Origin of the sequence: Pseudomonas mandelii (genome assembly GCF_900106065.1) — a bacterium.
Taxonomy (GTDB): domain Bacteria; phylum Pseudomonadota; class Gammaproteobacteria; order Pseudomonadales; family Pseudomonadaceae; genus Aquipseudomonas; species Aquipseudomonas mandelii.
In genome coordinates this window covers 988,348-1,011,839 of sequence record NZ_LT629796.1, presented here as the reverse complement: position 1 = coordinate 1,011,839, position 23,492 = coordinate 988,348, and the positions used below count along the sequence as shown (strand labels likewise).

Below are 23,492 nucleotides of genomic sequence, written 5' to 3'. Positions count from 1 at the left end.
AGAAGTAGGGGGATCAGTCGGAGAAACTACCCTGCAAACGCTCGGCGCGAAACTCCAGGGTTTGCGGGCGATAGCCAGGGCGCAGCGGCGGCAGGGGCAAGCAGTCTTCCCAGTTGGCGCCGGCTTGCAGTTCGCCGGGGCCGCGATAGCGCGGGGCGGTGTATTGATTGTCGGCCAGATTGACCGTATCGCCCGGCGCATACGCGGCGACACGCCAGCGCAACTCGGTCAGCGGCACGTCGTTGCCGTTGTTCATGGTCAATTTCAACGGCCGGTCTGCCGGGCAGTGTTCCGGCGCGTAGGTGATGCGCAACTCCAGGCGCGCCAGTTGCTTGACCTCGCGGTTGTCCATCCAGATCACCCACGTGGCCACCAGACCCAGGCCGATGGCGGCCGCCACCGAGACGGGCAAGGCCTTGGCCGGGTAGCGCAGCAACAGGATCAGCCAGGTAATAACCAGCAAGACGCCGATGAACATGTTTGAACGCTCCTTGAACTCATGGCCACCATCCTACCGAAGGGCTGAGGGAATGGACATTGCGCGTTCCAATGGGACGCGGAGCATCCCGGGCTGAACTCCCACGCAGAGCGTGGGAACGAACAAAAAAAAAGCCCCCGACCAACCCGCTGCGGATAGGGAAAACGCAGCGGACTGGACGGGGGCTTTTGTTTTACTGAACGCTTACTGCGCGATGGTTTTCACCGACACGCCGCGTTCGATCGGGGTGGAGCGACCGTAGATATCTTCGAACCGCTCGATATCGTCTTCACCCAGGTAGCTGCCCGATTGCACTTCGATGATCTCGAGTGGAATCTTGCCCGGGTTGCGCAGGCGGTGAACCGAGGCGATCGGGATGTAGGTCGACTGGTTCTCGCAGAGCAGGAACACGTTTTCGTCGCAGGTCACTTCGGCCGTGCCGCTGACCACGATCCAGTGTTCGGCGCGGTGATGGTGCATTTGCAGGGACAGGCACGCGCCCGGCTTGACCGAGATGTGCTTGACCTGGAAACGGCCGCCCATGTCCACCGAGTCGTAGGAGCCCCACGGACGATAGACTTCGCAGTGGTTCTGGGTCTCGCTGCGGCCCTGCTCGTTGAGGGTGTTGACCATCTGTTTCACGCCTTGGACCTTGTCCTTGTGGGCGATCATCATGGCGTCCTTGGTTTCGACGACCACGATGTTTTCCAGGCCGATCACCGACACCAGTTTGCCGTTGCCGTGGATCATGCAGTTCTTGCTGTCCTGAATGACCACGTCGCCTTTGGTGACGTTACCGTTGGCGTCTTTTTCGTTCACTTCCCACAGCGACGACCAGCAACCGACATCGCTCCAGCCGGCGGTCAGCGGTACGACGCAGGCGCGCTGGGTTTTTTCCATGACCGAGTAATCGATGGAATTGTCCGGGCAGCAGGCGAAAGTCGCTTCGTCGATGGTGACGGTGTCGGCATCCTGTTCGCTGCGTTCAAGCGTCAGCAGGCAGGTGTCGTAGATGTCTGGATCGTGTTTTTTCAGCTCTTCCAGGAAGCGGCTGGCACGGAACAGGAACATGCCGCTGTTCCAGAAGTAACCGCCGGACTGGACGAACTCGGTGGCGCGCTTGACGTCCGGTTTTTCGACGAAGTGCGAGACGCGGCTGACGCCTTCGGGCAGCAGGGAGTCAGCGGTCGATTTGATATAGCCGTAGCCGGTTTCCGGTTTGGTGGCCGGAACGCCGAACAGCACCATTTCGCCGTTTTCGGCAGCGACGGTGGCCAGGGCCAGCGCACGTTGCAAGGCTTTCTGGTCATCCAGCACGTGGTCGGCCGGCAGCACCAGCATCAACTCGTCGCGACCTTCATTGACCAGCATCATCGCGGTCAGGGCCACGGCCGGCGCCGTGTTGCGGCCGAACGGTTCCATCAGGATGCGCTGGGTTTCCAGTTTACGGTTGCTCAGCTGCTCGTTGACGATGAAGCGGTGGTCTTTGTTGCAGACCACGATCGGGGTGTCCATGCCTTCAAACACCAGGCGTTCCAGGGTTTGCTGGAACAGCGTGTGTTCGCCGGTCAGGGCGAGGAACTGTTTAGGGAATTGCTTACGCGAAAGCGGCCAAAGACGTGAGCCGCTACCACCTGACAAGATCACCGGAATCATGTTGTTACTCCTTGAAAATCGTATGGGTCAGAGCTACTGCGTTCTGTCGTTTCACTCTTGTTCTTATTCCGTGTCCCGACTGGCACTGCGGTTCAATGTGGGAGCGAGCCTGCTCGCGAAGGCGGCGTATCAGTCGACATCAATGTTGAATGTCAGACCGCTATCGCGAGCAGGCTCGATCCCACAAGGGAACAGCGTCAGTCAGGCAAAATGTTTAGCGCGTCGAAACCGGGCGTTTTACCCAGACTGGCGACAGGCTGCTGCCTTTACCGGTGACGTACAGCACGGCGGCTTCACCGCGTTCCAGGGCAACCGGTTTCACGTCGCCGACTTTGGTCGCGCCGTCGTACAGGGCCAGGCTGACTTTGACCGGGTTGATTTCACGTTCGCCACGGCCCTTGGCCGCTACGGATGGAACCACTTCGGTCTTGCCGTCAGCGGTTTTCAGGGTCAGGGCCTTGTCGCTGAGGTTCTGCACGCGAACCAGGGATTTCTGCTTGTTCTTGAACGGCGGCTCTTCGATCAGTTGCGGCGCGCCGCTGGCGTTGTTGACCAGGGTGTAATAGTGATCACCGGCCAGTTTCACCGGCAGGGTCTGGCTGCCGACCTTGGCGCTGTAGTCGCCGCCCGGCATGAAGCTGAAGTCGGTGCTGGACAGCGGCGCGACTTCGGCCAGGTTGGTGCTGCCGACGGTGGCGCTGACTTCAGCGTTACCGGCGTTGTAGACACGGACGAAGCTCGAACCTTTCGGTGCAGTCGGGCCGTAGAGTGCAGCGTCACCAGCGAAGGCGGACATCGACAACACGCTCATGCCAGCAACAAGTGCGAAGGTCTTGGCGAGACGGCGAGGAGTAGTAGTGAAAGTCATGGTAGTACCTCTCTCTTTCAGTTTTGCGCCCGGTCGGGCGTCTCGGATTTAGTGTTTGCGGCTACGTTTTGTTGGCGGGCGCCGGCTTCTTTGAGCTCTGCGACCCACTGCGGGTCGGCGTCGCCTATTTCGTTGTTCACAGGCAGATAACGTTCAGGGAACTCCCAGATCAGCACCTGTGGCGGGCTGTTCTTGAAAGCATCACTTTTCAGGTAGCTGAGCATCGGCAGAATCGGGCCGTGGCCGTCTTCGGCGTAATTGACCACGTCGCTGTTCAGCGCTTGTTTCAGCGCCCCGACGAAGTTCCAGTTAGGGTTGGCGCTGTAGCTGGTGCCGATCAGGGCCACCGGCACTTCGGTGTTGGCGAACAGCGCGTCATCACCGGCAGGCTGGTCTTGCGCGACCACGGTGTTGCGCTTTTGCAACGGCTCGGTCTTCGGCATCAGGTTTTCGAACAGCGGGTCCAGCGGCAGGAACAACCGCAGGTCGCCCTTGTGCGTGACCTTCTCCGCAGGTTCGGTGACGAAGCGTTGCGGCTCGCCACTGAGCGGGGTTTTCTCGGCAATGGTTTTGGCCAGGGTCTCGGCGGCGATTTGCGCGCCTTCCGGGGTCCAGTGGGTGTCGGTGCGCAGGAACACTTGCTCGCCGTCCAGCTTGGCTTTGAGCATCGGGCCGAACAGGTCAGGCGCGATGATCTTGTTGGCTGCCACGCGAGCGTGGAAGTCTTCATAGAGGTTGGCGTGAATGCTCGAAGGTTTCACTGCGCCCAGGTGTTCCGGGTACAGGCGAGTTTTGGCCGGCACAATCGCCATCACCAGTTTCACGCCTTTGGCCTTGAGTTCCTGGCGTACGCCTTCTACGAGCGCGTAGTTGCCTTGCAGGTTCAACTCTTCGTTGACGATCGGGTTGAATTCTTCATCGCTGTACAGCCATTGATCGCGGCCGAGCACAACGCCCGGACGACCTTCGTTGAACAGTTTGAAATCCAGCGCGGCCCAAAGGTTGGTGCCCAGGCGCTTGATCGGGAACTCCTCGTCGTAGTGCGTTTCCACAGCCTTGGCCCAGCGGCCATTGAGCACCGTCGCATCGGCGTTGGTGCTGAAGCCGAAGAAGCTGCGCGTCGACCACAGGCCCAGCACCAGCAGGGTCACCATGAACAGGGCGATGTAGAAGATACGTAATGAGCGGGTCATGGTCAGATCCCTCAGAACTGGAAGTAAAGGAACGGCGAGAAGCTTTGCGCCGAGAGTTTGAAAATCGAGGCGATGAACAGCACCAGTACCAGCGTGCGCATCACGTAGCGGGACCAGTCCGCGGTCCAGTAGGCCGGTTGCACGGTGGCTTCAACGCCAACGGTGTAGCCAGGCTCGTGGATGCTGGTCGGGTTGTCGCCCGGTACGGCTTTGATCATTCCAGGCGTGGCAGCGGCCGGGCCGTCGGCCTCGACGTTGACCACAGGCTTGGTCTTCTCAGGCGGCAGGTTGCTGTAGAAATCGCGGATGCCGAAGAACGCCAGGGTCATGTAAGCCACCACCAGGGTCGCCACTTGCAGGCCGGTGAGGCTGGCCGCGTTGAGTTCCGACAACGACCATTCGCCGAAGCTGAACATCGCGCCGTACATGCGACCGGCGACGTGCAGGTTTTCCGAACGGAAGATCACCCAGCCCATGACCACGAGCAGGAAAGTCAGGGCCCAGCGGATCGGGTTGATGCTGCGTGGCGAGGTGTTCAGGCCCAGGGCCTTTTCGATCGCCAGCCACATGCCGTGCCACGCACCCCAGATGATGTAGGTGATGTTCGCGCCGTGCCACAGACCACCGAGCAGCATGGTCAGGAACAGGTTGCGATAGGTCATCAGCGTGCCTTTACGGTTACCGCCGAGGGTGATGTACAGATAGTCACGCAACCAGGTCGACAGGCTGATGTGCCAGCGACGCCAGAACTCGGTGATCGACTGGCTGATGTACGGCTGCTTGAAGTTTTCCATGAAGCGGAAACCCATCATCAAGCCCAGGCCGATGGCCATGTCGCTGTAGCCGGAGAAGTCGAAATACAACTGCGCGGTGTAGGCGAGGGCGCCCAGCCAGGCGTCGCCCGTGGTCGGGTTCTGCAAGGCAAAGCAATGGTCGGCCACCACCGCGAGGGTGTCGGCGATAAAGACCTTCTTGATGAAACCCTGCATGAACCGCGTGGCACCTTCGGAGAACTTGTCGAGGGTGTGGGTGCGGTTGTTGAACTGGTCGGCGAGGTCGCGAAAACGCAACACCGGGCCGGCGATCAAGTGCGGGAAGATCGCCACGAATGCGGCAAAGTCGATCAGGTTGCGGGTCGCCGGGGTGTCTCCCCGATAGACGTCGATGATGTAGCTGATGGACTCGAAGATGTAGAACGAGATCCCGATCGGCAACAGCACGTGGGTCAGGATGAACGGCGACAGACCGACCGACGTCATCATCGCGTTGATGCTGTCGACGCCGAAGTTGGCGTACTTGAAGTAGCCGAGAATGCACAGGTCGACGGCCACGCCCAGCAGCAACCAGCGTTGTGCCGGTTTGGTCCGAACGCCTGCGGCACCGACTTTGAGGCCGATCCAGTAGTTCCACAACGTGACGGCTGCGAACAGCGCAAGGAAGTCCACACGCCACCAGGCATAGAACACGTAGCTGGCGAGCAGCAGCAGCAGGTTGCGATAGCGTATTCCGCTCAAGTAGTACATGCCGAGAAAGATCGGCAGGAACAAAAACAGGAACACGTTGGATGAAAATACCATCCCGGTCTCTCCATGTTTAACCAACAGTCAAGGGCCAACGGCCCCCCCAAACCCCCCATCAAAATCCAGAGGGCATTACTCAAATCTCAAACCTGACACTGACCCTCTGTAGGAGTGAGCCTGCTCGCGATGAGGGCGTGTCAGTCGACATGAATGTTGAATGTCAGGCCGCAATCGCGAGCAGGCTCACTCCTACAAGGTTTTGTGCTTTGGCTACGAACCTTTTTTGCCTTTCTCGTTGGCCGGGTCGTAGACCTTGGTCAGGTCACCCCCGAGGCGGAAGGTCTTGAACGGCTGCATCTCGTGTTTTTTCTCGAGTACATCCGGCGAGCAGGTGTAGAGCGTGCAGAACGGTTCGAGCCAGGCGAATTTCGAGTCGACCTTGAGGTCGGTCATGTCCTGTTCCTTGCCGTTCTTTTTCTCGAACTCGTCCGGGTCTTTAACCCCCGACAACACCCGGTCACCCAGGCGTTTCAGCGCGCCGTTGTTTTCCTGACGCAAGTCCACACCGTTGACCTGAGCGAAACTGGCGATCATCGCGAGCGGCGGCAGGGCGTAGTTGTGATAGGCGAGGGCGCGTTGCTGGCGCTTGAGTTCGTTGGGCAGGAAACCCTGGGCGTCAATCTGATTGGCGCCGACTTTGTATTCCTTCACTGCCCAGTCGAACAGGTCGCGACGGTTGGTGGCGATGGACGTTGCCATCACCGACCAGGCGGACCAGTACGAGTGGTTGTTGGTTTTTTCCAGCGGCAGGTTGTCCCAATCGCTGACCACCTGATCCGCCATTTTGCTGAACCAGGCTTCGATCAACTGCGACTCTTGCTGATGGTTGGCCAGCGGTTGCGAATCGGAGAACTTCAGGCGAATGTAAGCCGACGCCATGCTGCCCAATGCCCATTTGCGCATGGATTTGCCGGTGTGGTTGAAATCCTTGGACATCAACGCATCGGACTTGGCCCAGGCGGTCAACCAATTCAGGGTGCATTCCAGTTGTTCCGGACGACCGTCACGCATGTACTGCATCACGCGCTTGCTGGTGCCGCGCTCCATCTTGGTGATGTCGGCGGTGGTGTCGCGGAAGGCTTTTTCCGAGGCCTCGTTCAGGGTCGAACGGGCCTTGTCGGAGCCTTCATACTTGCTGCGAAATTGCAGTGAGCCGGTGTACGGCGTCGGCATCGCATCACAGCCTTCGCTCTTGTCGCCGGTTTTGACTTTTTCAATCGGCGCGAAGTAACCCTGTGGCGGGCGCAGTGGCGCGGCGGCCTGGGTGGCGCCGGCGAACATCGCCAACGTCAGCAGGGAGGGCGCGAGTAACTTTTTCAAAGTTCGGGTTTGCATGCATGTCATAAGAGGTTGCCTCATTGCCCGGCTTGAGCGGTACGCTGCCCAGCGCCAGGGAATACATTGCGTTTGCAGATTTTCGCTTCGACTTTCTGTGGCGTGGCACCTGCTTCAGGGCCCTGGATTTCGACGGCCAGCACATTCTGCGTGGCCCAGTCTTCGTCCGTGCGCAACTCAAAGGCAAAGCGCCCGTCGGTGTCGGAGGTTTCCGGTTTTTCGATTTTGATGTCCTCGTGGCGACCGTTCATGTACCAGAGGGTGGCTTGCAAAGTTTTCACCGATGGATCGGCGAAGCGGATGTCGACCTGGTGACTGCCGTTTTGCAGGTTCAGGTTCTTGCTGTTGACCATTAATTCGTTCTTGCCCGGTTTCAACGTGGTGCTGCCGGTCATCTGTGCATCCTTTCCTTCGCAACCGTTGTCCAGCAGCGCCATCATCTGGCGGTAGATGGTTTCCTGGTCGAGGCGATAGAGCGGCGAGAATTCCCAGATCAGAATCTTCGGCGGCTTGGTCTGGAACTCTTCGCTGCCCAGGTACTGCAGCATCGAACCTTCCAGGCCACCGCCGGGGAACGCCACGTTGAGGATGTCGGCGCCGATGGCCTCTTCGAGGAAACCGGCGAAGTTGTAGTTCTTGCCACTGTGGCTGGTGCCGACCAGGGTGATCTCGGGATTGCCCGAGTCACTGAACAGGTCGCCGTCGGCCGCTTCGCCCTTGGGCTCGGTGGTGAACTGATCCATGTACTGGATCGCGTAGCTGGTGCCACAGAGTTGACCGGCCATGTTGTGTAATGTTCCGGTCTTGCCCATGCGACCCGACTTATGGCTCTCGAATTCGCGCTTGGGAATGTCAGCGAACTCAGGCAGTTGCTTGATTTTCTCGCCGACGATTTTCGCCGTGCGCTGGGCGCCATACGGCGTCCAGTGTTGGTCGCCGCGGAAGTAGAAGTCGTGGGCCGGCAGGGTGTCGGGCAGCGATTCGTTGGTCAGCGGCGACAGGTCCGGAACCACGTAGCCCATGGCGGCGAAACGGCCGAGCATGGTCTTGTAGTTCTTCAGCGCCTTGTCGAAATCGTATTTGGCTTTTTCTTCCGGATTCAGTTTGTTGCGGTTCACCAGACCACGGGTGGGCTGGTAAACGATGACCAGTTCCACGCCTTTGCTCTTGAACGCATCGTGCAGCTCTTTCATGCGTTTGTAGCCGGCGGGGGTGGTGTCGAATTCGGTGCGCAAGTCTTCCTGGGTCCGGAACAGCCAGTCGCCCTGAGCCTGCACCAGCGTGGTGAAGTTCTGCTGATAACGCGTGGTGTAGTTCTTCGCGTCATGGGCTTCGGGGCACAGGTTGCAGCACGGTTCGGCGCTGAAGCTCGGCGGACTTACTTTACTGGCAGCTTCATCGGCACGGACGCCGGCGCTGGCCGCGAGAATGCCGGCGGTCAGGGCCGACAGGCTGAGTAATTTGATCAAGTGTGGGTGCATAAAATTATCCTCAGTCCTGCATTTCGGTCTGGCGTTCGACAGGGTCGATCAGCACGGCTTTCTGCTGGCGCACCAGCAGGTCGAGAATTTCATCCTGGCGCTCGCCAAGGATCCCGTTGAAGCTGATGCCGCTGGATTTGGTCGGGGCGAGCATGGACACGCGATACAACTCGACGCTCAGCGGCGAGTCGATGGACAGCGGTCCGCTGCCGTTGCCGGCCAGTTCGCCACCGACGATGATCAGCGACACCTGGGCGTCGAACGGGTCGAGCTTGATGTCCCGGTCGGTGTCGCTCAGGTCTTTGATGTGGCCGTAGACGCCCGTCAGGCCGTTGGCCATGGCGAGGTTTTCGTAGAGACGGATGTTCACGCTGTTACGAATACGGATGCCGTGGCGGCGATTGCTGATCACCTTGTTGCCCCACAGCAGGTTGTCAGCACTCTCGTAGAGGGTGATGCCGTCGGTGTGGTTCTTGTAGATCTCGTTGTAGGCGATGACGTTGTTCACGCTGTTACGGTCAATCACCATGCCTGACAACTTGTTGTCGTAGCTGCGGTTGTTGAAGATGAAACTGTCGTTGACCTCACGGGAAATAATGATCCCGTGCTTCTTCTTGGTCCCGAATACGGTGTTGTCCGCGATGATCAGTCCGTGGGAACGGTCATGCGGGTCAATGCCGTAGACGATGTTGTCTTTGTAAGTGTTGCCCTTGACCACGAAGTCGCGGGTCTCGTAGCAGTAGAAGCCGTACCACATGTCCGAGAACTCGGAGCCGACGATCCAGCCGGTCGGTTCAGGACGCTTGAGCACCTTGGCCATGTTCGGCGTGTACTGGGAAATACTCACGCCGTAAGACTTACTGTTGGCGTAGCCGAAACTGGCGATCTTGCTGTTGGCGATGTAGGTCTGGGTGCCGCCCCAGGACAGCAGGAACGGACGGAATTCCTTCGGCGACTTGAAGGCCGCCGGGGCGTTTGCCTTCTCGCTCCAGCCAGTGATTTTGGTATCACGCACAAACAGCTGGCCGTCGTTGACCAGGAACGAACCGGACTCTTGGGACAGGCGCAGTTCCTGGGTCTGCTTGTCGATTTCCAGGATGCCTTTCTCACCTACCACGATCGGCAACTTCGCCAGGAACACACCCGGCGAGGTTTCGCTGAAGTACTGCTTGGGCAGTTTCTTGGCCAGATCCTTGAGGTTCATGTAGCCGTCGTCGACGAAGATCGCCTGTGGGATGCCGTGCTGACGCACCACCCACTCGGCCATCTTGTTATCGCCGCCGATGAAGTCCTTCAGGGCGTTCTCCTGCATCATCCGGCGCACGCTGATTTTGCCGGCCTTGGTGCGCACGACTTTCGCGGCGATGGCTTCGGCGGTGTAGCCGGAGGTGTCCGGCAGCTTCGGCGCAGCCAGTTCCAGCGGCTCGGTCGGCGCGCTGTTGACAGTGTAGGTCTTGGCCTGTTGCAGCCCCTTGGCAATGGTCGCCGGCTGCCCTTTCTGCGCGGGCGCTACCGGCTCCGCAGTGGCGAAGGCCGCCGAGCTGGCCAGCAGCATCGCGCCGGCCAGCAAGGTCAACGAGCCTCTCTTCGGACTGTTCATGTCAGGAACTCCCTTCGCGGTTCGCATCAGAAGCGCCAGATCACGTCGATAAACGCGCGGTGCATGTACGAATCGACGCCTTTGCCATACGCATCGCCCGGCTTGAACACACCGCCACGCAAGCGCACGAGGGCCGAAGGCTCATCGATCGACTGACTCAGGGAGGCCGGCAGCAGGCCTTGCTTGAAGTACTTGGTGACGACCACGTCCATTTCCTGGCCGAGGTCTTTGTTGCCATCTTCCAGCGGCAGGGACGTGCTGGAGAGCACGGCGCCGGTCACGTCGTCGGTGTCGTTCTGCACGGCGTTGATGCCGTTGCTGCCGACCGGCTTGTTGCCGTCGACACGCCAGAATTTGTGGTAGATCACGCTGGCGTCGTATTCGTCGTTGAGCATCCACGAGCCGAACAGCGTAGCGGTCTGCATGTTGTTCATTTCGCCACGGAAGGCTTCGCCGAAACGGTGAACCCGCGAACGGGTACCGGTGTAGTTCGAGCGATTGCTTTCCAGGCCGTTCTGTTCGTAATCGGCGCTGGCGCGGGCATAGGCTGCACCGACTTGCCATTGCGGATCGAGGCGCAGACGCACGCCCAGGTCAGTGGCCCAGCCATCGACGTTGCCGCTGGTCTTGGCTTGTGCCGGCGGAGTGCCGTCGGCGTTCAGCGGATTGACCGTGTCGCGGTCGCCGCTCATGCCGGTGACGCTGCCCCAGTAATTGACGGTGTTGGTGTTGCGCCAGTTGTAGGCATCGCTGTCGGCGGTCAGGCCGATCCAGCTGATGTCGCCGTTCTCTTTCTTGTCCAGAGAATCGGCCGGAACACCAGGTTGCGGATAGTCAAGCTTGCCGTCATCGTGGGTGTGATGACCACGAATGCCGACCCAGTTGCCCGGTGTCCACTGATACGCCGCATCGGCGTAAGCGTGCAGGCGATCCTTGTCTTTCGGAGCCAGCTCGTTGAGGTCGGTGCGGTACTCGCTGAAGCGTTCGGCCACACCGGCGTTGGCACGCAACAGGGTGGTGTCGAAGGTCCAGTTCAGGGCTTCGATGTTGGTGTCGCGCCATTGGCCGTCGTCGTTGCGCAGGCGCTGGCGACCGAGCTTGAGGATCTCGCCAGGGTACGGCGTCAGGCCGCTGTAGCCGACCCAGAACTCGCGCATCGCCAGGTAGTTTTTCTTGCTCTTGCGATCACCGTTGTCGGTGGTCTGGGTGCCGTCGCTGTCGGCCTGCTGCAGCGTGTCGGTCTCGATGATGTCGGTGGACGTCACGGCCTGACCCATGGCGTAGCCGCTCCACGCGCCGCTTTCGCCGTAGATCCATGGACGCAGGTCGAGGCCGACGCCGTTGACGTCGCCGCCGCTTGCGGTGCCCAGATCGGTGTCGTCTTGGGACTGGCCGGTGATTTTCACATCAAGGCCGTAGTTTTTGCTTTCAGTCAGGGCCGCCAGGGTCGGGCACGACCACAACAGGGCGAACGACAGGCCAATACCGGCCTTCACGAATGGATTCAGCTTCATAGGGATTCCTCGCCGTCTTCTTCTTGCAGGGCATGCAGTTCCAGCGTGTTCTGGCTCAAGGCACCACGAACGTCCTGTTCTTGTTTCAACAGGCGTTTGGCCTCGGCGAGCTGGGCAGGCGGCAGTTGGGCTTCGAGTGTTTGCGCAAGCTCGGTGGCTTGCGGGGTGTTCTGCGTCTTGGCCAATTGGCTGAAGACGTAAGCGTTAAGCGGGTCGGGCTTGGTGCCCTTGCCTTGGGAAAACAGTTGGGCAATGGCGAAGTCGGCGCTGTTCTGGCCGTTGCGCGCAGCCTTGAGCAGGTGGTCCAGCGCTTTCTGCGAATAGACCTGGCCCAGGTAACCGCGACGGTAGATCTGGCCGAGGTAGTAATCGGCGGCCACTTCTCGGTCGACGGCTTTCTTGAAGTGTTCTTCGGCGGCCTTCGCGTCGGCCGGCACCATTTTGCCTTCGTAATAGAGCTTGCCCAGCAACAGTTCGGCGCGCGGCTGGTCGGCGGCGCGGCCGTTGTCCAGATACTTCATCATCGTGTCGACGTCGCCCAGTTCCGGGAAGTCGTAGAGCAATTGTGCGAGGCTGACCCAGGAAGCGGGGTAGCCCGGAGCGATGCCTTCGAGCAGCGACTGAGCGGTTTTCTCGTCGGTCTTGCCCAGGCTCGCATCGCCTAATACGCGAGCCACACTGTCCACGCGTTGAGCGGTGACCGTGCCGCGAGCGTGAGCGGCTTGCATCTGCTTGATCAGCTCGGCCTGTTGCTCAGGCTTGGCCTGTTTCTGATAGACCGTGGCCAGTTCGACGTAGCAGATGTCGGTGGTGTTCAACGCCGCTTTGCAGATGGTTTCCACTTCGTCCAGGTGCTGGTCGTAAGTGCCCTGGGTGCGATAGAGCAGCACTTGAGCCAGGCCCGCTTCCGGTTTGCCCTCGGCGCGCCATTGGCTGATCTGCTGCTGGGCGTTGACGTTGGGGAAACTGTGCGGGTATTGCAGGTACAGCATCGCCAGCGGGATCAGGGTGTTGCCTTCACCAGCGGCCGAGGCTTTTTTCAACAGGCCTTCGGCTTCGTGCTGTTCGGCTTCGGTGGAGCCGGGTTTGGCCACCAGCAGACGACCCAGGCGAGCCTGGGCCCGCGGCGAGACGCTGGCCGCGGCGCGATAAGTCGCCTCGGCCTGTTTGATCTGCGCCGGGTCACGGCTATCGACCTGGATATCGGCCAGGCCAACCTGTGCTTCGCTGTAGCCCAGGTCTGCCAGTTGCTGGTAATTCTGCGCCGCCAGCGCGGTGTCACCGCGCTTGAGGGCTTCGTTAGCCAGACGTTGGTCTGGAAGGCCGGCACAACCGGCCAGAGCAATTGCCATGGCCAGGGTCAGCGGGACCGGCAGGATTCTGAGTGGGCTAGTCACGGGCATGTCCTCTGCTTAAATACCGGCGGCCATGGCTTTGTCGATCAGCCAGTTCAGGTTCGGACCACGGGTGCTGTTCACTTCAACCGGGCGACCGGCGAACTTGCTGTCGAGCGGCTCGTCAGGCTGGATCAGCACGCGGATGTCCGAGGAAAGGTCGGCGCTTTTCAGGCTGGTGCTGCTGACGATCTTGCCGCTGCGGGTTTTGTCTTCACCGGCGATCTGGAAGCTGACCGTGTTGCCTGGCAGCACATCGCCGAACTGGCGATAGGAGAAGCGCGCTTCAACATTGGCTTCGCTGTTGCGCGGCACCAGTTGGAAGATCACGTCGCCTTTGCTGGCGTACTGACCGTCGGCGACCAGTTGCTGGGCCACGGTGCAATCGCACGGCGAGGTCAGGGTGCCGGTCATTTGCTTGCCGAACAGTTCTTCAACCTTGGCCGGTTGCAGTTGGTTGTCGTCCAGATGGCCCTTGAGTACGTCGAGCATGCTGGTGCTGAACGTTGCGAGCGGCGCGCCTTTGGCAGCAACGCCGTCAGCCTTGATCAGGCTCTGTACGGTGCCGTCGCGGGGCATGGTGATGTTCATGCCTGCCACGCTGACCAGGCCCGCCTGGGCGTGGCTGACGAAGTACATGCCGTACACCGACTTGAAGATGAAACCGAACGCCGCGAGGCCGACGATGAAAATCGCCAGGCTGAAGGTCACGGCGCGCAGACGACCGAACGCGGTCATGCCGTGGCCACCGTCCTTCATCTTGCGCGCCTTGGTGAAGTTGTCGCGCTGCAGGGTCGCCAGCACTTCACCCATGCTGACGATGTCGCCGGCCAGGTGCGAAGTGATCAGGTGACGCAGGGTGGAAATATCCTGGGGCTCCAGGTTCTGGAACTGACAACCGATGCGGCCGGTCTGGCGGTCGACGGAGCGGATCAGCAATTCCACGTCCATGGCCAGACCGAGGTTATCGATGACGAATTGCAGGCGCGCCTTGTACACATCGCCGGTTTTCAGCGGCAGCTGACCGGCGTTGAAGGCCAGGCCGCCAGCGGAGAGGTCGATCACTCGAGCTTCCACCGGGGTCCGGTCGGGACCGAAGAAACGCAGCTTGGCCGGGATTTTCACTCGGGCGTGTTGGCGCTGGGCTTCTGACTCATGCACTACGTTGGCGTTGACGGCGGTATTCATAGGGGCGTTTTCCTGGTTAATTCAATAAGGGGGCGGTCAGACCATCATCAGCAGCACGGCAACAAAGATGCTGCCGGCGGAGAAGGTCATGGTCCGAGACGACCAGGTGTTGAACCAACGTTGAAAGCTGGCGAGGTCACGGGTCAGGGAAGTGGGCTGGCGAGTCCAGGACTGTTGGTCGAGACGGAAGAACACGTAGATCTTCACCAGCGCGCCGACGATCTGGTTGTAATAGAGAATCGCCGGGTAGGCCGGGCCGATCCGGTGGCCGGACAACGACAGCAGCACGGTCAGGATCAGGCGGGTAATGCCGATCCACAGCAGGTACACCAGGATGAACGCGGTGCCGTACTTGAAGCTGGCGATCAGCGCGACCGTCAAGCCCAGCAACGAGGTCCACATCGACACGCGCTGATCGAACAGCACCACCGAGGTGAACAGGCCGAGGCGTTTAACCCCCAGGCCCAGGGCGCGGGCGTTCTGGCGCAGGTTGTTGCCGTACCAGCGGAACATCAGTTTGCGACTGGCCTTGATGAAGCTTTTTTCCGGCGGATGCTCCACGGTGTGGATCGCGGCGTCCGGCACGTAGAACGTGTCGTAGCCCAGGCGCATCAGGCTGAACCAGCTCGACTTGTCGTCACCGGTCAGGAACTTGAAGCGGCCCAGGCGCCAGTGTTGCAGCGAGTCGCTTTCCACGTCGGCGATGAAGTCCGGGTTGGTGACCACGGTTGCGCGAAACACCGACATCCGGCCGGTCATGGTCAGTACTCGCTTGGACAAGGCCATCGAGCACATGTTGATGTGGCGCTGGGCAAATCGCAGTTTGTGCCATTCGCTCATGATGTAGCCGCCGCGCACTTCGCAGAACTCGTTGGTGGTCAGGCCGCCGACATTGCCGAACAGCTGGAACCACGGCACGGTCTTGAGCACGGTGCCCTCGGCGAGCACGGTGTCGCCATCGATCACTGCAACCACTGCGCGGTCGTCCGGCAGGTGGCGGGAGATGGCGCGGAAACCGTAGGCCAGGCCATCACGCTTGCCGGTGCCGGGAATGCGCACGAAGTCGAGCTTGACCCGATCCGGCGGATTCATCTTCGTCCAAAGGCTTTTCACCAGCTTCTCATCGGACATTTCGACGATGGAGCAGACCATGGTGGTCGGCAGGCCGCAGTCGATCGCTTCGCGAATGACGGAGGCGTAGACCTGGGCGGTGGTCAGCGCGTCGATACGGAAGCTGGTGACCATCAAGAAAACATGGGACGGGTTTGCCGCGTCACCCAGCTTGCGCACTTTGCGCCGCAGGTGCGGGTAGACCACGTACAGAAACAGCATCCCGCGCACAAAGTGCGTGGCGCCCATCGAGTAGCGCCAGATGCCGATGAAACCGATGAGGAAGATAAAATCCTTCGAATCGGAATCGAATGTGGACGCAGGCAACGCCATGGCGATGCCCATCAATAAACTTAGGTAAAACAGCCAACCGGCGGCCTGAAGTAGGCCGTGCTTTAGCCTGTGCATAATCTGCATCCGTCTCTATCTCGGGCGAGCCTGTGGGGTGGCCCGATGGGGTTAAGGCAGGCATAAAAAACCGTAGGAGCGAGGCTCGCCCGCGAAGGCGGTGTGCTTGACACACCGCGTTGCCTGGTTCGCCGGCAAGCCTGGCTCCTACAGGAGCGAGGCGGTGTACCTGACACATCAAGTCGTCTGGTTCGCCGGCAAGCCTGGCTCCTACAGGGAACGGCTTGTTACCAGCAGATGCCTTCGGTACGACCGCTGACGCTGGTGGCTTTGGACATGAAGCCAACCAGGTCGACGACTTGCTTGCCGTGTGGAGCGTTCTGCGCCAGGGCGCGGAATTTCTCGTCACGGTTGCCGAGGATGATCACGTCGGAGTTGGCGATCACGTCGTCGAAGTCAGCGTTGAGCAAGGACGAGACGTGAGGGATCTTCGACTCGATGTAATCCTTGTTCGCGCCGTGGACACGGGCGTATTCGACGTTGCTGTCGTAGATGCTCAGGTCGTAGCCCTTGCCGATCAGCATTTCCGCCAGATCTACCAGCGGGCTTTCGCGCAGGTCATCGGTGCCGGCCTTGAAGCTCAGGCCCAGCAGGGCGACTTTGCGTTTGTCGTGGCTGGAAACGATGTCGAAGGCGTTCTGCACCTGGGACTCGTTACTGCGCATCAGCGAGTTCAGCAGCGGTGCTTCCACGTCCAGCGAGCCGGCGCGGTAGGTCAGGGCGCGAACGTCCTTCGGCAGGCAAGAGCCGCCGAACGCGAAGCCAGGACGCATGTAGTACTGGGACAGGTTCAGCGTCTTGTCCTGGCAGACCACCTCCATCACTTCACGGCCATCGACGCCGACAGCCTTGGCGATATTGCCGATCTCGTTGGCGAAGGTCACCTTGGTGGCGTGCCACACGTTGCAGGTGTACTTGATCATCTCGGCGACAGCGATGTCCTTGCGGATGATCGGTGCGTCGAGCTCTTCGTACAGCGATTGCAGAACGTCGCCCGAGGCCTTGTCGAACTCGCCGATGACGGTCATTGGCGGCAGGTCGTAATCGGCGATCGCGGTGCTTTCACGCAGGAACTCAGGGTTCACTGCAACGCCGAAGTCGACACCGGCTTTCTTGCCGGAGCAGTCTTCGAGGATCGGGATGACAACGTTTGCGACAGTGCCCGGCAGCACGGTGCTGCGAACCACGATGGTGTGGCGGGTGGTCTTGTCACGCAGGACAAAACCGATCTCGCGGCACACCGCTTCGATGTAGTTCAGTTCCAGGTCGCCGTTCTTCTTGCTCGGCGTACCGACGCAGATCATCGACAGGTCGGTGTCGCGAATCGCTTCGGCGAAGTTGGTCGTGCCGCGCAATTTGCCCGTCTCGATACCCTTCTTCAGCAGTTCGCCCAGACCCGGTTCAACGATCGGCGAACGGCCGGCGTTGATCATATCGATTTTGTCTTTGGCAACATCGACGCCAACGACGTCATGGCCCCGTGCAGACAGGCAACCGGCACATACTGCGCCGACGTAACCCAAACCAAATATGCTGATGCGCATCGCAATTACCTCTGTGTTTATCAAGCCATTACATGGCCGGAGTTAATGGTGTTCATCGTTATAGTGCACTCGCAAGTGCGGCCTTACGGGCGCCGCAGTGCCGCGTGCAGGCATACAAAGTTCCGAGTGTCTAAATAAGTGCACTCAAGATGTGCGCAACTAGGCCTTATTATTCTGATATGCCCTGTTATGCAGCCGATCTTCTAATCAGAGGACCGTGTGCAAAGGTCTTGCGCGCTCAATGCCAGGCAATAAGCCCGTAAATCAAGCGGTTGGGTGCTCAGGTGAGCACGTTTATAGGGGCGCAGCCTTGGCCTTGAAGGGGATATTGATAAGCGTATCTCCTGTCCTGTATGTGTTGCCCAAATTAGAGGTCCGGTCTGCAGAAGTTAATGTGACAACTTCGCTATGTGACGCTCTTCTCTGCGTAAGTTATCTCGTACATGCATCGAGAAAATCGTTACCGGTGGTATGAGCTACGCATTTGGACATAGTTCCTGCCCGCCCATCGCCGATTCTGTAATTTCTTGAAATATTGGGAAAGATGGCACTGCTCTCAGATTGATAGCACTTGCCGTTTGGCCCTTTATATATAGGCTTATTATCGAGTCAGATAGTTTTGTGCCACTACTGATAAAAAATTTCAGTGCCACTACTGAAAAAAAACATCAAAGTCGAGTGAAACTAAAGTTAGAAAATCAGGCGATGGATTTCTGGCGCCAATAAGTCGGCGAACAAGGTGGGGAATTGTTGGACGATCAGACGTCGACGCACGACGATTTTTTGCCGTCGTGCGCCGGTCAGGTGCTTACTCTGGCGCGTGATCGCGCAGGAACACCAGATGGTCCGGTTTAGACTGTTCGGCGCTGTAGCGATAGCCTTGAACGTCAAAGTTTTTGAGGTCTGCCGGGTCGTTGACGCGCTCTTCAATGACAAAACGACTCATCATTCCGCGCGCTTTTTTCGCGTAGAAGCTGATGATCTTGTATTGGCCGTTCTTAAGGTCCTTGAAGTCGGTATTAATAATGCGTGCGTTAAGGGCACTGCGTTTGACCGCCGAGAAGTACTCGTTGGAGGCCAGGTTCAACAACACGTCGTCGCCCTGATCGGCCAGGGCTTCGTTCAGCCATTCGCTGATCCGGGTGCCCCAGAACGCGTACAGGTCCTTGCCACGGGCATTCGCCAGTTTGGTGCCCATCTCCAGACGATACGGTTGCATCAGGTCCAGAGGACGCAGCAGGCCGTACAGGCCTGAGAGCATGCGCAAGTGCTGTTGCGCGTAATCGAAATCGGCTTCGCTGAAAGTTTGTGCGTTGAGGCCGGTGTAAACGTCACCCTTGAAGGCGAGCAATGCCTGCTTGGCGTTTTCCGGTGTGAACGCTGGCGTCCAGCTGCCGAAACGCGCGGCGTTGAGGCCGCCGATCTTGTCGGAGACGTGCATCAACTCACTGATCTGCGCGGGCGTCAGGTCGCGCAGTTGCATGATCAATTCCTGGGAGTGGTCCAGGTATTGCGGCTGGGTGAAGCGCTGGGTCGCCGGCGGTGTTTCGTAGTCGAGGGTCTTGGCGGGGGAAATCACCATCAGCATGAAGTCGTCTCCTTTAATCGTGGGGGCGATTCTAGGGGGTTGGACCGGTTGACTCCAGCTATCAAGTCCATAGGTGATCGGTGGTGTTGCACAAACCCTGCAGGAGCAAGGCTTGCCCGCGAAGGCGGTGTGCCAGTTACCGGTGATGCCAACTGACACACCGCCTTCGCGGGCAAGCCTCGCTCCTACGGGGGTCAGTGCGGCTGCGGGAATGTGGGCAGGATCAGCTATAGTGCCGCGCGGGTTTTGTTATGGAGACATCCCATTGCGTATCGTTTTTCTATTATCGGCCTGGCTATTGAGCTTTGGTGCCATGGCGGCGCCGGGCGATGTGGCGACGCTTGATCGCAGCACCTGGCCGGAAAAGCTCAGCAGCCCGACGCTGTTCGACGTGGCATCACGCGCCGAAATCCTCATGTTTTCGCGGGTGCTGCTGGCGAGCGAGTCGCTGGATGAAGCGAGCCTGGCCCAGCGTCTGGGCCTGCGCAAGATTAATCTGGAGGCCGTCAACAACCTGCGCCAGCGCCTGTGGCAGCGACTGCTGACCAACTACAACTTCGCCCAGCAGAGCTGCGATCAGGATGCTTCCTTCTGTTTCCTCGTCGAGGACATGGACACCCTGCGCCAGCAAGCGGCCAAGTTTCAGGTCAGCGACGACAGCTATTACATCAAGTGGTCGGAGCCGAGCCGGTTGTTCCACGCCCAGTATCTGGACGAGCAACTGCGCAAGGCGGCCCTGTTTCCGCAGAGCAGCAGCGAAGTCGATCGTTTTGGTGACTATGAGCGCAACGGCGAAGAGATGCATGACCGGCTGTTTTTGCTGACGTTCGACAGCGCCGCCAATATCACGCCGGACAACACCGGCTGGGTCACCGAGTACCTGCGCAAGTCGAACATGAGTGGCACCTTCTTCGTCCTGGGCAAAGACATTCAGGCGCGTCTGGCCGAGCGCTCGGTGGCCAGTCTGCAAGCGACCTATTCAACGCAGTGCATCGGCGTGCAAGGCTGGGAGTTTCGCTCCCACAGCCACTGGCAGGACTGGCAGGACTCGGTGCGCCGCAGCGTCGAGCTGGTCAAAAGCAAACTGCCGGAGAATTACGTGCCGCTGTTCCGTCCGCCCGATGGCCAGCGTCGTTCTGACGCCGAAGGCTTCTTCAAGGCTCAGGGTTTGCAGGTGGCACTGTGGGACATCGATGCCCAGGATGGCGCCGGCAAGCTCAAGGGCAACCCGAGCGCCCAGCGCGTGTTGACGCTGATGCTGCTATGGCGACATGGGGTGATCAACTTCAATGTGAAGCAGGATGTGGTGAAAACGGCGATGCCCTGGCTCATCACGCAAACGGCGCAAAGCGGGATCGGTTGGGAGGACTGTCAGGACGCGTTTCGCTGAAACCGTAAAAAGCCCGGAATCATTGGGGAGGAGGGCGCGGCGGGGTGATTTTCGAGCAGATTTCGATGCAGGCGGACTTCCGACTTTAACGGGGTGATGGCCATCCGCCTAGTGCTATTGGTCACTCTGAAAAATAAACTTCAAAAAAACGTCAAAGTACTTTTTTCTGTCATGGGTTTTGGAGTATTACGAAGACAGACCGCCGAAACCTGCAACACAGGTGGCGTCTTCCAAGACCCTACTTGTTCGCAGTTCACTTGAATCCTCGCAGGTGAATTCGGTGGCCACTTCGAGGCGCAGCACTGTCACGGTATTGCGTCGAATGGCTCCCACAAAGGTGACCGAGTATGGATGATCACGGACGTAGTTCTTCCTCCAACCAGCCAATCCTTTATGTACTCGATACCAACGTATTGATTCACGATCCAAACGCCCTGCTTAATTTCGAAGAACACCACGTTGCCATCCCGATGACCGTGCTTGAGGAGCTGGACAAGCTCAAGAGCGGGCATCACAGCGTGGCCGCAGAATGCCGTCAGGCGATTCGCCTGATCGACAAGACCCTGGGCGATGCCAGCCCCGAAGACGTCGAGCTCGGTGTGCCGATCCAGCGCGGCAAGAGTGGGCCCAAGGGTTTGCTGTCAATTCTGATGAGCAAGCGTGCCGAACCGAACATCATTCTTCCCGAACACCTGAACGACAACATCATCATCAACCAGTTGATTGACCTGCACGCGCGCGAGCCGAAACTGCCCGTGGTGCTGGTCACCAAAGACATCAACATGCGCCTCAAGGCCCGGGCGTGCGGGATCGCGGCCGAGGACTACAGCACCGACCAACTGGTCGATGACGTTTCGTTGCTGCCCAACGGTTACCACAACATGACCGGCTCCTTCTGGGACCGGGTGAGGAATGTCGAAACCCGTCAGGACCACGGTCGCACCTGGCATCAGGTGCAATTGATCGACAACCTGCCGGCCGTCCACATCAACGAGTTCATCATTGACGAACAGGGCTTTGTCGGCTGGATCAAGGAGATAGAGGAAGACCGGCTGCTGATCCTTGACCTGCACCAGGAACCGCTGCTGCACCAGGAAGCGTGGGGCCTTAAACCCCGTGACATCTATCAGAGCCTGGCGCTATACGCCTTGCTTGACCCGGACATCCACCTGGTCAACCTGTCGGGTGCTGCCGGCTCCGGTAAAACCATCCTGGCCCTGGCGGCGGCGATCGAGCAGACCATGGTCAGCAAGCGCTACCGCCGGATCATCGCGACGCGCAGCGTGCAGGGCCTGGACCAGGAAATCGGTTTCCTGCCCGGCACCGAGGCGGAAAAAATGGAGCCTTGGCTGGGCGCCATCACCGACAACCTTGAAGCCTTGCACATGGATGACGAAAACACCCATGGCAGCGTCGATTACATCCTCAGCAAAGTGCCGTTGCAGTTCAAATCCCTCAACTACATTCGAGGCCGCAGCTTCCAGCAGAGTCTGATCCTGATTGATGAATGCCAGAACCTGACACCGCACCAGATGAAAACCATCATCACCCGTGCCGGCGCCGGTTCCAAAGTGGTGTGCCTGGGCAACCTGGCGCAGATCGACACCCCTTACCTGTCCGCGACCAGCTCCGGATTGACATACCTGACCGAACGCTTCAAGGATTTCCCCAACGGTGTACACATCACCCTGCAAGGGGTGCCACGTTCGATTCTGGCCGAATACGCCGAAACGCATTTGTAACTACGTCACCAGAACCGGGCGGCCCCAAAAGCCGCCCGGTTTTTTTATGCCCAACACAAATCCCCTTGCAGGAGCGAGGCTTGCCCGCGAAGACGACCGCACATTCAACATCAATCTGTCTGACACGCCGCCTTCGCGGGCAAGCCTCGCTTCTGCAAGGGCCATTCATCCAATAATCAAACGTGCGGAAATTTGACCCACAGGTTTACAATCGACGCTCCTGATCAGGAGTAAACCTGTGCTGACTCATCTCGATTCCCAAGGTCGCGCCACTATGGTCGACGTCACCGAAAAAGCCGTGACGTTCCGTGAGGCAACCGCTCAAGCGCTGGTGCGCATGCTCCCCGAAACCCTGCAGATGATCGTCAGCGGCGGTCACCCCAAGGGTGATGTGTTCGCCGTGGCGCGCATCGCCGGCATTCAGGCTGCGAAGAAAACCAGCGATCTGATTCCCCTGTGCCATCCGCTGATGCTCACCGGCGTCAAGGTCGAGCTGAGTGCCGAAGGCGATGACACCGTGCGCATCGTCGCGCGCTGCAAGTTGTCCGGACAGACCGGCGTCGAGATGGAAGCCCTGACCGCCGCCAGTGTCGCCGCGCTGACGATCTACGACATGTGCAAGGCCGTGGACCGTGGCATGACCATCGAAAGCGTGCGGCTGCTGGAAAAACTCGGTGGCAAGAGCGGCCATTTCCAGGCAGATCAACCATGAACGTCACCGTGAAATTTTTTGCCCGCTACCGCGAAGCGCTTGGCGTGGACTCAATCAAGGTTGAAGGCGATTTCGCCACGGTCGACGACGTCCGTGCATTGCTGGCTCAGCGTGATGGTGCCGAGGTGCTGAGCGAGCAGAACTTGATGTGCGCCCGCAACGAGGACCTCTGCCAGCTCGACGAACCGGTGACTGACGGTGACGAAGTGGCGTTCTTTCCGACCGTGACCGGGGGCTGACATGGCGATTCGCGTGCAGTCCACGGCCTTCGATCCGGGTGCGGAAGTCAATGCCATGCACGCCGCCAATGTCGGCGTCGGGGCGGTGGTGAGTTTTGTCGGCTATGTGCGCGACTTCAATGACGGGCTCGATGTGTCCGGGATGTTTCTCGAGCACTATCCGGGCATGACCGAAAAGGCCCTCGGCAAAATCGCCCTGGAGGCTGAACAGCGCTGGCCGCTGCTCAAGCTTGAAGTGCTGCACCGGATCGGCGCCCTTGAACCGGGCGAACCGATCGTCTTCGTCGGCGCCGCCAGCGCCCATCGCCAGGCGGCGTTCGACGCCTGCGCCTTTGTCATGGACTACCTGAAAACCCGTGCGCCGTTCTGGAAGAAGGAAAACACCCGAGACGGACCGCGTTGGGTGGAAGGGCGTGACAGCGATCATACGGCGGCGGATCGCTGGAAGCAGTGATTTCTGCGGTGTCTGCCA

The 23,492-nt window shown here is 59.5% G+C and carries 19 protein-coding genes; 5 read left to right on the top strand and 14 right to left on the bottom strand.

All coding sequences use genetic code 11. The annotated features are described in order from the left end of the window. Positions 1-13: 13 nt before the first annotated feature. The 14 genes from BLU63_RS04635 to yaaA all read right to left on the bottom strand — a co-directional run bounded on the left by BLU63_RS04635 (position 14) and on the right by yaaA (position 18,937). Positions 14-478: a multidrug transporter gene (locus tag BLU63_RS04635; RefSeq protein ID WP_083374963.1), complete on the bottom strand. Its 465-nt coding sequence runs from the start codon at positions 476-478 to the stop codon at positions 14-16. 204 nt (positions 479-682) lie between these two features. Then, positions 683-2,134: a mannose-1-phosphate guanylyltransferase/mannose-6-phosphate isomerase gene (locus tag BLU63_RS04630; protein ID WP_010463132.1), complete on the bottom strand. Its 1,452-nt coding sequence runs from the start codon at positions 2,132-2,134 to the stop codon at positions 683-685. 214 nt (positions 2,135-2,348) lie between these two features. Then, positions 2,349-3,002, bottom strand: coding sequence for an alginate O-acetyltransferase AlgF (locus tag BLU63_RS04625; protein ID WP_042932354.1), 654 nt, complete (start codon positions 3,000-3,002; stop codon positions 2,349-2,351). A 17-nt stretch (positions 3,003-3,019) separates the two neighbouring features. Continuing rightward, the gene (locus tag BLU63_RS04620; RefSeq protein WP_010463127.1) at positions 3,020-4,195 is read right to left on the bottom strand and encodes an alginate O-acetyltransferase; all 1,176 of its coding nucleotides are present in this window, start codon (positions 4,193-4,195) and stop codon (positions 3,020-3,022) included. An 11-nt stretch (positions 4,196-4,206) separates the two neighbouring features. Beyond that, on the bottom strand, positions 4,207-5,772 hold the full coding sequence (locus BLU63_RS04615; protein ID WP_077748261.1) for an MBOAT family O-acyltransferase: 1,566 nt from the start codon (positions 5,770-5,772) through the stop codon (positions 4,207-4,209). A gap of 213 nt (positions 5,773-5,985) precedes the next feature. Further along, positions 5,986-7,119: a mannuronate-specific alginate lyase gene (locus BLU63_RS04610; RefSeq protein WP_010463124.1), complete on the bottom strand. Its 1,134-nt coding sequence runs from the start codon at positions 7,117-7,119 to the stop codon at positions 5,986-5,988. Between the two features lie 11 nt (positions 7,120-7,130). Continuing rightward, positions 7,131-8,591: an alginate O-acetyltransferase gene (locus tag BLU63_RS04605; protein ID WP_083374962.1), complete on the bottom strand. Its 1,461-nt coding sequence runs from the start codon at positions 8,589-8,591 to the stop codon at positions 7,131-7,133. A 10-nt stretch (positions 8,592-8,601) separates the two neighbouring features. Continuing rightward, positions 8,602-10,191, bottom strand: a complete 1,590-nt coding sequence (gene algG / locus BLU63_RS04600) for a mannuronan 5-epimerase AlgG (protein WP_077748264.1) — start codon at positions 10,189-10,191, stop codon at positions 8,602-8,604. Between the two features lie 26 nt (positions 10,192-10,217). Then, positions 10,218-11,705: an alginate export family protein gene (locus BLU63_RS04595; protein WP_083374961.1), complete on the bottom strand. Its 1,488-nt coding sequence runs from the start codon at positions 11,703-11,705 to the stop codon at positions 10,218-10,220. Continuing rightward, positions 11,702-13,108 carry an alginate biosynthesis TPR repeat lipoprotein AlgK gene (algK, locus tag BLU63_RS04590; protein ID WP_010463115.1) on the bottom strand — a complete coding sequence of 469 codons (1,407 nt, stop codon included), beginning with the start codon at positions 13,106-13,108 and terminating at the stop codon, positions 11,702-11,704. Before algK ends, BLU63_RS04595 begins: the two co-directional genes overlap by 4 nt. A gap of 9 nt (positions 13,109-13,117) precedes the next feature. After that, positions 13,118-14,287: an alginate biosynthesis protein Alg44 gene (locus BLU63_RS04585; RefSeq protein ID WP_077748266.1), complete on the bottom strand. Its 1,170-nt coding sequence runs from the start codon at positions 14,285-14,287 to the stop codon at positions 13,118-13,120. Between the two features lie 36 nt (positions 14,288-14,323). After that, on the bottom strand, positions 14,324-15,805 hold the full coding sequence (gene alg8 / locus BLU63_RS04580; protein WP_370654476.1) for a mannuronan synthase: 1,482 nt from the start codon (positions 15,803-15,805) through the stop codon (positions 14,324-14,326). Between the two features lie 227 nt (positions 15,806-16,032). Continuing rightward, complete coding sequence (locus BLU63_RS04575; RefSeq protein WP_010463110.1) at positions 16,033-17,349, bottom strand: nucleotide sugar dehydrogenase; 1,317 nt, start codon at positions 17,347-17,349, stop codon at positions 16,033-16,035. 808 nt (positions 17,350-18,157) lie between these two features. Then, positions 18,158-18,937 carry a peroxide stress protein YaaA gene (yaaA, locus tag BLU63_RS04570; RefSeq protein WP_010463107.1) on the bottom strand — a complete coding sequence of 260 codons (780 nt, stop codon included), beginning with the start codon at positions 18,935-18,937 and terminating at the stop codon, positions 18,158-18,160. A gap of 265 nt (positions 18,938-19,202) precedes the next feature. On the opposite strand from yaaA, the gene BLU63_RS04565 reads away from it, so the two are divergent. The 5 genes from BLU63_RS04565 to moaE all read left to right on the top strand — a co-directional run bounded on the left by BLU63_RS04565 (position 19,203) and on the right by moaE (position 23,474). After that, the gene (locus BLU63_RS04565) at positions 19,203-20,327 is read left to right on the top strand and encodes a polysaccharide deacetylase family protein (RefSeq protein WP_083374960.1); all 1,125 of its coding nucleotides are present in this window, start codon (positions 19,203-19,205) and stop codon (positions 20,325-20,327) included. Positions 20,328-20,674: 347 nt separating this feature from the next. Further along, positions 20,675-22,069, top strand: a complete 1,395-nt coding sequence (locus BLU63_RS04560) for a PhoH family protein (RefSeq protein WP_010463104.1) — start codon at positions 20,675-20,677, stop codon at positions 22,067-22,069. Between the two features lie 238 nt (positions 22,070-22,307). After that, positions 22,308-22,781 carry a cyclic pyranopterin monophosphate synthase MoaC gene (moaC, locus tag BLU63_RS04555; protein ID WP_010463102.1) on the top strand — a complete coding sequence of 158 codons (474 nt, stop codon included), beginning with the start codon at positions 22,308-22,310 and terminating at the stop codon, positions 22,779-22,781. After that, positions 22,778-23,020 (top strand): molybdopterin converting factor subunit 1, encoded by a 243-nt coding sequence (gene moaD, locus BLU63_RS04550; RefSeq protein ID WP_010463101.1) that lies wholly within the window; start codon positions 22,778-22,780, stop codon positions 23,018-23,020. The genes moaC and moaD overlap by 4 nt, the downstream gene beginning before the upstream one ends. A gap of 1 nt (position 23,021) precedes the next feature. Next, entirely contained in the window at positions 23,022-23,474 is a 453-nt protein-coding gene (moaE, locus tag BLU63_RS04545) for a molybdopterin synthase catalytic subunit MoaE (protein WP_010463100.1), read from the top strand. The last annotated feature ends 18 nt before the right edge of the window (positions 23,475-23,492 follow it).